Annotated in this window: 2 protein-coding genes and 1 pseudogene; all 3 read left to right on the forward strand. The window is 58.9% G+C overall.

The window, feature by feature from the left end; all coding sequences use genetic code 11:
* Positions 1–301: pseudogene (locus AQS70_RS23765) on the forward strand (type VI secretion system Vgr family protein); the annotation flags it as partial.
* A 46-nt stretch (positions 302–347) separates the two neighbouring features.
* Positions 348–776 carry a DcrB-related protein gene (locus tag AQS70_RS09720; RefSeq protein WP_055102593.1) on the forward strand — a complete coding sequence of 143 codons (429 nt, stop codon included), beginning with the start codon at positions 348–350 and terminating at the stop codon, positions 774–776.
* A 39-nt stretch (positions 777–815) separates the two neighbouring features.
* Positions 816–2,576 (forward strand): DUF6531 domain-containing protein (locus AQS70_RS09725; RefSeq protein ID WP_187331805.1); only part of this gene is annotated, 1,761 nt, incomplete at its 3' end.

Here is a 2,576-nt window from a genome sequence, read left to right on the forward strand (position 1 = left end):
CAACGACACGCTGAAGGTGGGCGGCAATAAAAACGATCACGTTGCCGGCGAGTACTACATCGGCGTTGGTTCAAAACTACGCCTTGAATGCGGCAAAACCGTGATTGAGCTGAATGCCAATGGCGACCTGAACATTACCTGCGAGAACTTCAATATCACTGCCAATCAGGCCGGAAAAATCAACAGCCTCAGCGCCAAGCTCGACCTGAACATGACCGGTAAAGCAGCAGGCACCAGCGCCGTCGGCGTCAGCGATGCGGCCATCAAGGGCGATGTCGATAGTCATTTCGGCAAAAGCTGAACCCTGAGCCTCCAGACGACCGACCGATCTATAAGGAACCTGCAACATGACTCACTACCGCACCCATGATCTGCTGATTGGCTTCCCGGATGACCAACCGGACGACAACAGCCTCAACGTGTTTATCTTCAAGGAAAGGCAAACCACCCTAGTGATTGCCCGCGGCGCATTAGAGGAAGGCACGACCCTCGCCAGCACCTATGCCCAACAGTTGAAAGCACTCAAACATCAGGTCAAAGCCCTTCAGTGCACGGAGCCAAAAGCCGTCATGACCGGTGAGAACAGTCTTCTAGAAGGTTTGGAAGTCGTCACCCAATTCATGCAAGGGACCAGTCCTTCTTACCAATACCAACTGGTCTGCCAGGTGCCCGGTGAACGACGCATGTTGGCCCTCACCTATAGCAAAAAAAGCCTACTGACCGACGCCGACTGCGCTCACTGGCGTGCGATCAAACGTACGCTGCGGTTTGCCTGAAAGCGCCCATGAACAACCAGCCGTAAGGAGCACGGATTCGTGGCCGACAAAGTCAAAGCTGCCCGCGCAGGGGACCTGATTATCCACACCTCAGTGTGGGCTGAAATTTTGAGCGTCGTTGCCCAAGGCGTCATTTACGCAGCGGCGACAGCGGCACTGGTGGCAGCCGCGCCCTGTACTTTGGTCGCAGCGGTGGGTGCAACGGCTGTTGCCGTCGGCGCAGGGCTGATGCTGGGTGCAGCGACCAGCTTGATCCCGGTCGCAGGCAAAAGTATTACCGAACACATCAGTGACGGCTGTGATGCGGTGGCTAATATGATTTTCCCGCCCGTCCCTGCCGGAACCATCGCGTCAGGCTCCAATGACACCACCATCAATGCTTTGCCGGCGGCACGTGCAGCAGGTTACCAAATTGCCGATGTGCCCGACGTAGAACCCACAAAACCCGGTGTATTAGAAACACTGGGGGCACTCGTTGTGGGGCTGACGCCATACGGCTGGTATCAAGCCGTAGACACCATCATCAATCCGCCCGTTGTCACCCAACCTAACCCCGGCACGATCCCTGCCGAACAGGACGAAGTGGCCTGCACCCGGCACCCGCCCATACCCCTGCAATACATCGCGGAAGGCTCACGGGAAGTCTTTATCAACAGCCAGCCAGCCGCGCGAGACAGCGAGCGAACCACCTGCGAAGCTACGATCAACACCGATATCGCTATCTCTCCAGATGTGCGCATTGGCGGGGAGTCGCTGGTGGTACGCGAAATCCGCAGCGGCAAGAACAAGCTGGGGATGATTGCCGGGCTGATTATCGGCATGTTGATCGCCAGAAAAGTCGCTGGACGTCGCTGCAAGGGCAACCCGGTCTCGGTCTCCACGGGCAGCAAATTCCAGAATGGCCCCGAAGACGTCGATTTCACGTTGCCGGGTACGTTGCCGATTGACTGGGCCCGCCAATACAACAGCGAGGACCTGCGCACCACCGGCCTGTTCGGGCCGGGCTGGAGCGTGTTTTACGAAGTCGAGATCCTGCGGGTTCCCCACCCTGACGGCGGTGATTTGTGGGTGTATGTCGACGCCCAGGGCAGCCGCTTGGAGCTGGGCCGCCTCAACACCGGCGACAGTTTTGTCAGCCTCCTCGACGGCCTGAGTTTCTATCAGTTGGGCGAAGGCCTGACCGTGGTCGAAGACATTCACGACGGGCTGTATCAGGTTTTCGAAGTCGACCCACACAACCCCCAGCGTTCGCGCTTGGTGCGCCTCGGTGACCGCAATCGCAACCGGCTCAACCTGCTCTATGACGAAACCGCCCGACTGGTGCTGGTGATCGACCCTGTCAGCCATTTGCCCGTCCACCTGCACTATGACGCGCTGCACACGCAACGGGTCAGGCAAGTTGATCGGCTGTACCTCAAGCCCAACGAACCCAGCCAGATTGAACGCAGAGAACCGTTGGTGACTTACCGGTATACCGACACCGGCAACTTGAGCACGGTACTGGATGCCAGTGGCCAAGTCGTGCGGCGCTTCACCTATACGCCCGAGCATTACCTGAGCAGCCACACCCTGCCCAGTGGTGCGACCCGCCACTATCAGTGGGCCTCATTCGTCGTCCCGCCAATCCGCCCGCAACCCGTACGCGCCGACGGCACCCCCTACACCCTGCCGCCCCTGCTAGAACCGCAACCCGACCACGAATGGCGGGTGATCCGGCACTGGGGCAGCGACGGCGAGGACTACCACTCCAGCTACAACCTAGAAAAAGGCGAAACCCGTGTCTTAGACAGCCTCGGCCGC

The sequence above is a fragment of the Pseudomonas endophytica genome (assembly GCF_001411475.1).
GTDB lineage: Bacteria > Pseudomonadota > Gammaproteobacteria > Pseudomonadales > Pseudomonadaceae > Aquipseudomonas > Aquipseudomonas endophytica.